The following is a 5,813-nucleotide window of genomic DNA, read 5'->3' on the forward strand; positions in this document are numbered from 1 at the left end:
CTGGTGAGGTCTCTGTCTCACCCGTGCTTGGTCGTGGGCTGGGTCTGGGGGGGGTGAGTGTGTGGCCTGGGCGCCGCCCCCTCGGGCGCCGGCGACGGGTGGCCGGCGCCGGTCACGGGCGTCAGGCGCCGGTGGCGACCTGCCCGAGGTTGGTCCAGTTGCTGCCGCCGTCGTAGCGGTAGACGTTGACCGAGTTGTTCGGGTTGGTGGTGATGTAGTCGGCCCGGTTGTCGCCGGTGAAGTCGGCGAGGACGACGGCGTTCTGGTTGGTGGTGACGCCGGTGGCGATCTGCCCCATGGCGGACCACCGGCCGTGGCCGTCGACGTTGCGGTACGCGGTGAGCGAGCCGTTGCCGTTGATGACGGTGTAGTCGGCCTTGCCGTCGCCGTCGAGGTCGGCGAAGCGTACCCTGCTCTGGTCGGTGGTCAGGCCGGTGGCGGAGATGCCGATGTTCTGCCAGCCGCCGCCGGTGTCGCCGCCGCGGTTGAGGTAGGTGGTGACCGAGCCGTCCGGGTTGATGACGTTGTAGTCCGCCCGGCCGTCGCCGTCGATGTCCGCGAAGCGCACCCGGCTGAGGTCGGTGGTCACGCCGGTGGCGACGGTGCCCATGTCCTGCCAGCCGCCGCCGGTGTCGCCGCCGCGGTTGAGGTAGACGTGCACCGAGCCGTCCGGGTTGACGGCGATGTAGTCGGGCAGCCCGTCGCCGTCGAAGTCGGCGAAGCGCACGCGGTTGGGGTCCGCGGTGATGCCGGCGGCGACCTGGACGGGCGAACCCCAGTCGCCGCGGCCGTCGCCGCCGTTGTTCTGCCAGACCGTGACGGCGCCGGTGGCGCCAATGGTGATGTAGTCGTCCTTGCCCCGGCCCCAGAAGTCCGCCCACTTCACGCGGCCGTTGCCGGCCTCGGTGCCCTTGTGGTGGTCCCAGTGCGTCCTGATCATGCGCCACTGGGCGTCATCGCCCTGGAAGCCGGTCCTGCAGACGGGGTTGCCCTGAGCGACCTTCAGGTAGCAGCCCTTGGGGCTGGCGACGCTCGTCCAGCGGCCGTCCACCCCCAGCTCCATCCAGGCGAGCCCGTAGTCGTGGCTGCCGCAGCCCACGGTCAGGACGTTGGAGCCGTCCGTCGCCAGGCAGGAACCGCCGTAGTACATGGAGCCGTCGACGATCTGGTTCTGGTACCCGGTGACGAAGTACTGGTTGTCGTTGCTGCCGCAGGGCTGGAGTGCGACGGGCCACGCACCGATGTCGGTGGTTCCCACCAGGCACAGCCCCGTCGCCTTGTTCTGGATCTGGAACGCCAAGGGATGCACGTCGGCCGACGCCTGGCCGGCGGAGAACGACAGGCCTGCCACCAGCACGGCGACGACGGTCAGGCCGGCTCTGATCCGGCGGAATCGGGGAACTCTGATCTTCACGCGTCCTGCCTCTGGCGTTGGGTGCGCGCGACCGGCCCGGCTTCGCCGCCGGACCGGTCACGCGGTGACGCCACGAGGCTGGCAGGGTGCTCCAACAGCGACCCAACAATCAACCAACCGTGCACCGTTGCGGAACGGACCACCTCCGCACCCGACAGCTCCGACTCTTCTCGGCGGGCCGGGCGGCCTTTCGCGAGGCGGACATGACAGCTAGCGTACGTACGAGCTGCCCGGTCCATGACGGTCCGTCACCGGATTCCGCCGTGGACTCGCGCGGTACGGACGGGACGCCGCGCCCGCACGCACGCCCGCCCGCACGTCGAAGACGTCCGTCGCACACCCTGGAGAGCCCGTGGATCCCCGCCCCGCTTCCCGCCGGCAGCGCCTGCGCGTTCCCGGCGCCGCCTGCGTCGCACTGCTGTGTTCCGTCGCCCTCGGCGCCGCGACACCGGCGCAGGCCTTCAGCGGGGGCAACCACGAGAGGATCACCCGGGCCGCCCTGGGGGCCGCGGGCTGGCACCCGGCCTCGCTGACGGCGATGGCGGACGGGAACTCGGGCGCCATCGTCGCCAACGACCACGGCGAGTACTTCGGCATCGGCAAGCTGCACTGCGACAACGCCGACTACCTCGACCCCCGGTACGACAGCCGCTACCCCCGCACCCGCGGGCAGGCCGACGCCGAGATCATCGACTGCGTCGACGGTTCCGTCCACAACTTCAAGCGGGCCGTCGCCGCCGCGGACCGGCTGGTCGACGCGAACGGGCACGTCGTCGCCGCCCAGACCGCCATCTCCCCGGCCTGCGACTGGAACGACCGGCCGGGACGGGCGAAGTGCGAGGTGCTGGAGGACCTGGGCCGCGGCTGGCACCAGATCGAGGACTTCTACGCCCACAGCAACTGGGTCGACCAGGCCGGCCCGGGAGCCGTCGGCGTCAAGAACCCCCCGGGCCTGGGCAGGACCGACCTGCCCGCGTTCTTCTCCATCGCCCACTACAGCTCCATGAGCAGGCCCGACTGGGCCAAGGACGCCACCGCCCACATCCCGCACGACCTGGCGACCGGCTGCTACCCGGACCGCGACCACAGCGGAACGGTGTCCGACTGCGCGAACCGCGTCACCCACGACGGAGTGCTGAACAAGGACACCAAGGACACCCCGCGCTCGGCCGTCGGCCACAACTTCGACCGCGCCTACGACCTCGCCGTCAAGGACATCACCCGCCAGTGGAACGACTTCAAGGACGAGCTCCGGCGCAGGTACCCGACCAACGGCCGGGCGCAGGCGATGATCTGCGCCATCACCCATGACCACCCGGACAAGACCTGCTGAGCGGAACGGAACGGAGACGTCATGCGAAGGTTCCTGACCAGGCTGTTCGTCGCGGCGGCGGCCGCCACCCTGACCATGGTGCTGCCCGGTGCGGGCGCGGCGGCGCCGGCCCGCACCGGGCCCGCCTCGGTCGCGGCGGTCAACCACACGGTGACGTTCGTGAACCACTCGTCGCAGCGGCTGTGGATCGGAAGCGGCGTCAACGCCGACGGGTCGAAGCAGTTCACCCGGCTGCCGGTCCTGGCTCCCGGGCAGTCGGCGACGGTGACGATCCCCGAGACCACCGCCCCGTTCCACTGGCGGGGGAAGTTCTTCGCCCGCCAGGACTGCGGCGGGGCCTCCGGCAACGGCTTCCACTGCCGGGTGGGCGACTGCGGCCCGTTCGCCGACCACTGCACGACGGGCGAACAGCCCGCCAGCCTCGCCGAGTTCAACTTCGACGCCAAGGACGGCGCCGCCCCCTGGTACGACGTGAGCTACGTGAACGCGTTCTCGCTGCCGGTCACGATCACCCCGGTGAACGCCTCGATCCCGGCGGGCGGGGGCTGCGACACCAGGGGCTGCGCGAAGGACCTGCTGCCCTCCTGCCCGCCCGCCGACCTGACGCGCGGGCCGGACGGCAAGCCGCTGCTGTGCACCAACCCCAGCCGCGACACCCAGAGCGACTACAGCCGCGCGCTCAGCGCGAAGTGCCCCAAGGCCTACACGTGGTCCAAGCAGGACCAGGTCCCGGGCAACAAGGTGATGCAGCAGTGCAGCCGTTGCAGCGGCTTCACCGTCACCTTCGGGCCCTCCGCGTGAGCGCCCCGGCCGCGTGAGCGCCCCGGCCGGATGAGAGCCCCGGCACGACCGCCTGATCGAAGGAGAGGAACGCCTTGCCACGTCGAACACGTCTGTTCGCCGCCCTGCTCGCCGTGCTGACCTGTCTCACGGTCGGCACCACGGGCGACGCGTCCGCCGCCCCGGCGAAGAAGAAGGGCGTGAGCGCCTGGAACTTCACCGACGTCACCAAGGCCATGGCCGACGCCAGGGTGGGCTGGTTCTACACCTGGGCCTCGGACCGGCAGCAGATCAGGCCGCCGGCCGGCGTCGAGTTCGTCCCCATGATCTGGGGCGCGGGCTCGGTGACCGACGCGCAGCTCGCGACGGCCCGGAAGGAGGGCACGACCCTGCTCGGGTTCAACGAGCCCGACCTGCGGGGCCAGGCCTCCATGAGCGTCTCCCAGGCCCTCGACCTGTGGCCCCGGCTCCAGTCGACCGGGATGCGCCTGGGGGCACCCGCGGTGGCGGGCGGCGGCGACGTCGCGGGCGGCTGGCTCGACCAGTTCATGAAGGGCGCCGCCGCCCGCCACCACAAGGTCGACTTCATCCCCCTGCACTGGTACGGCTCGGACTTCCGCGCCGATGCCGCGACCGGTCAGCTACGCAGCTACCTCCAGGCCGTCCACGACCGCTACAAGAAGCCGATCTGGCTCACCGAGTACGCCCTGATCGACTTCTCCGGCGGCACCCCGCGATACCCGACGCCGGAGCAGCAGGCCGCGTTCGTGACGAAGTCGACCGCCATGCTCCAGGGGCTCCCCTTCGTCGAACGCTACGCGTGGTTCACCCTCTCCGCGGACCGCGGCGGCACCGGTCTCTACCACCGGGCGACGCCCAACCGGATGGGCGAGGCCTACCGCGCGGCCGGCTGAGCGCACCGCCCGGCGCCCGTCAGCGGGTGCCGGGCGGTGCCGGGTGGCTCACGCGGGCGAGGGCCTGCCGACGCAGGCCGCGGAGTGGGTCGAACGTGGTCACCGGGGCGGCTCCGGCCGAGCGGCGTCGATCGCGAAGTTGCTTGAGGGGGAGGAAATCTGACGGTCAGTCCGATGGTGATCCCGCGCATGCCGATTCCCTCCCGCCCGCCGGACGGGGGGCCTTCGATGGACGGAAGGGGTCCACCGGATGACCTGTCCGTGCCACTCTGTCTGGTGACGGCGGCGAGGGCACGGGGGAGGCTTGGTGGCTGCCAAGGGTGACAGCGAGGGCACCGGGGCGCGGGCGGCCGTGTTCGTGGGCCCCCATCAGTTGCTGCGGCCGTTGGGCGAGGGCGGGATGGGGGTGGTGTACCTCGCCCGCTCGCCCGGGCTGAGGCTGCTCGCGGTGAAGGTCATCCGGCCCGAGTACGCCGAGGACCCGCAGTTCCAGCGCCGGTTCCAGCAGGAGGTGGAGGCCGCCCGGCGGGTGACGGGGTTCCACACGCCGCCCGTGGTGGACGCCCAGCCGCGCGGTCCGCGGCCGTGGATGGCCACGGCGTACCTGCCGGCGCCGTCGCTGGGCGAGGTGGTGCGGCGGTTCGGTCCGCTGGGCGAGGCGGGTGCGCGGGCGCTGGGGGCGGCGCTGGCGGAGGCGCTGGCCGCGATCCACGCGGCGGGGGTGGTGCACCGTGACCTCAAGCCGGGCAATGTGCTGATCGCGCGGGACGGTCCGCGCGTCATCGACTTCGGGATCAGCCGGGCCTTCGACGCGGTCCACCTGACCCGGACCGGCATGGTGTGCGGCACCCCCGGCTACATCGCCCCCGAGCGCGTCGTCTCCGCGTCCGTCACCTTCGCCTCCTCGGACGTGTTCTCGCTCGGCTGCCTGCTGGTGTACGCGCTCACCGGCCGCACCCCCTTCGGCGCCGGTGAGCCCGCGCAGATCAACCGGCGGGTGGTGTACGAGTGGCCGGACCTGTCCGGGGTGCCCGCCGCGCTGGGCCCGCTGGTGGCCGCGTGCCTGGACAAGGACCCGGGTCGGCGGCCCACGGCGGCGGCCGTGCTGGCCGCGCTGGCCCCGGCCGATCCGGCGGCGCTGCTGAGTCCGGGGCTGCTGGCCGACTTCGAGGCCCGGGAGCGGCAGGCCGGGATCGACCTGGCGGCGCCGCCCGCGGATCCGCCCGCGCGGGCGGTGCGGGCGTGGCGGTCGCTGAGCCGGCGCGGGCTGTTGGGCCTCGGTGCCGGGCTCGGCGCGGGCGCGGCGGCGGCCGTGGGCGTGCCGCTGCTGCTCACCCGCCGGGCCCGGGCGGCGGCCGGGGCGGCGACGGTC

5 protein-coding genes are annotated in these 5,813 nt (G+C 72.6%); 4 read left to right on the forward strand and 1 reads right to left on the reverse strand.

The annotated features are described in order from the left end of the window. Positions 1-121: 121 nt before the first annotated feature. The gene (locus ACFWXO_RS24725) at positions 122-1,414 is read right to left on the reverse strand and encodes an FG-GAP-like repeat-containing protein (RefSeq protein ID WP_380525996.1); all 1,293 of its coding nucleotides are present in this window, start codon (positions 1,412-1,414) and stop codon (positions 122-124) included. Positions 1,415-1,766: 352 nt separating this feature from the next. Between ACFWXO_RS24725 and ACFWXO_RS24730 the strand changes: the two genes are divergently transcribed. The 4 genes from ACFWXO_RS24730 to ACFWXO_RS24745 form a co-directional block, all read left to right on the forward strand. After that, on the forward strand, positions 1,767-2,747 hold the full coding sequence (locus ACFWXO_RS24730) for a hypothetical protein (protein WP_380525998.1): 981 nt from the start codon (positions 1,767-1,769) through the stop codon (positions 2,745-2,747). A gap of 21 nt (positions 2,748-2,768) precedes the next feature. Beyond that, positions 2,769-3,548: a thaumatin family protein gene (locus ACFWXO_RS24735; protein ID WP_380526000.1), complete on the forward strand. Its 780-nt coding sequence runs from the start codon at positions 2,769-2,771 to the stop codon at positions 3,546-3,548. Positions 3,549-3,622: 74 nt separating this feature from the next. Continuing rightward, positions 3,623-4,441, forward strand: coding sequence for a glycoside hydrolase family protein (locus ACFWXO_RS24740; protein WP_375896396.1), 819 nt, complete (start codon positions 3,623-3,625; stop codon positions 4,439-4,441). A gap of 307 nt (positions 4,442-4,748) precedes the next feature. Continuing rightward, the coding region (locus ACFWXO_RS24745; protein ID WP_380526002.1) for a serine/threonine-protein kinase at positions 4,749-5,813 on the forward strand (1,065 nt) is incomplete at its 3' end.

The sequence above is a fragment of the Kitasatospora sp. NPDC059088 genome (assembly GCF_042738155.1).
In the GTDB taxonomy this organism is placed as follows: Bacteria; Actinomycetota; Actinomycetes; order Streptomycetales; family Streptomycetaceae; genus Kitasatospora.

Coding starts and splice junctions, on each gene's coding strand:
- ACFWXO_RS24735 (WP_380526000.1), top strand. CDS start 2,769: ATGCGAAGGTTCCTGACCAGGCTGTTCGTCGCGGCGGCGGCCGCCACC.